General features: G+C 73.4%; 1 protein-coding gene. It reads left to right on the forward strand.

Annotated features, from left to right (window positions below; genetic code table 11):
* Positions 1–722: Rieske (2Fe-2S) protein (locus E1264_RS42700; protein ID WP_207937041.1), on the forward strand; the 722-nt coding region annotated here is incomplete at its 5' end.
* Positions 723–1,258: the final 536 nt, after the last annotated feature.

The raw sequence follows: 1,258 nt of genomic DNA on the forward strand, positions 1-1,258 counted from the left end.
CCGCCCACCCGCCGCTCTCGGACATGCCCATCGGGTTCTGGGTGTCCGCGGCCGTCCTCGACCTGATGCCAGGCGGGCGGCGCGCGTCGCAGACCCTCGTGGCCGCAGGGCTCGCGAGCGCCGTGCCGACCGTCCTCACCGGCATCGCCGACTGGTCCGCGCTGCATCGCGAGCAGCAGCGGGTCGGGCTCGTCCACGCGGCGGGCATGACGACGGCGAGCACGCTCTACTCCTTGTCCCTCGTGGCCCGCTACCAGGGACGGGACGCCGCCGGGCGCGCCTTCGGCTTCGCCGGCCTCACCGCCCTCTTCACGGGCGCCTACCTCGGAGGGCACCTCGCGTTCCGCCAGGCCGCGGGCGCCAGCCACGCCGACCAGGTCGGCCACCTCGTCCCGCTCGGCTGGCATGACCTCTGCGCCGCCGAGGAGCTCCCGGACGGCTGGCCCGTCCACCGGCGCCTCGGCTATATCAGCCTGTTCGTCCTGCGCACGGGCGACGACATCCACGTCCTCGCCGACCGCTGCAGCCACCTCGCCGGACCGCTCCACCAGGGCCGCATCGTCACTGACGACAACGCCGACACCTGCGTCATCTGCCCCTGGCACGGCAGCACGTTCCGCGTCCAGGACGGCTCGGTCGTGCACGGCCCCGCCACGGCCCGCCAGCCCGCCTTCGAGACCCGCGTGACGGACGAGGGCACCGTCCAGGTCCGCCCGTACTGACCCGGCCCCGGCCCCGGCCGGGCGGCGTCCCCGGATGCTGCTGGAACCGCGGGTGACCACGCCAGACGGTCGCATGGACGATCTCGGCCCGTTAGACGACCCATCCTCCCGACTCCAGAAAGCGGGCGCTCAGAAGGCCATGTGGCGGCGCGTCGCCAACGGATCGAACGGATGGCCGGTCGTCCCAAGCGAGAGCGAGGCGGGAACGGCCCCTATGCCGGGCCCGACTCAGGGCCAGAAGGTGGTTCGGCGAGTTGGGACATGTCTCGAAGTGGGCCTCAGCCCCACGTGCGCCTGGCCAGCTCGGTCCCGAGGCGGCGAGCGCTGTAGCGGGTCTGCGCGGGATTAGGGAGCGATGCAGCGGTCGCTCACGGCCCGGCTCGGGCGCGAGCCGGGCCCGGCCGTGAGCGCCGTGACGGGACGTTGGCCCGTCCTAGCTGAGCTGCCTGACCAGGCGTTTGTGGCGGACGCTCGTCAGGATCTCTCCGGCCCCTTCGGGCTGATCGCTGGAGCTGGGGCCGGCGTTGGGATTGGGG

The sequence above is a fragment of the Actinomadura sp. KC216 genome (genome assembly GCF_004348535.1).
In the GTDB taxonomy this organism is placed as follows: domain Bacteria; phylum Actinomycetota; class Actinomycetes; order Streptosporangiales; family Streptosporangiaceae; genus Spirillospora.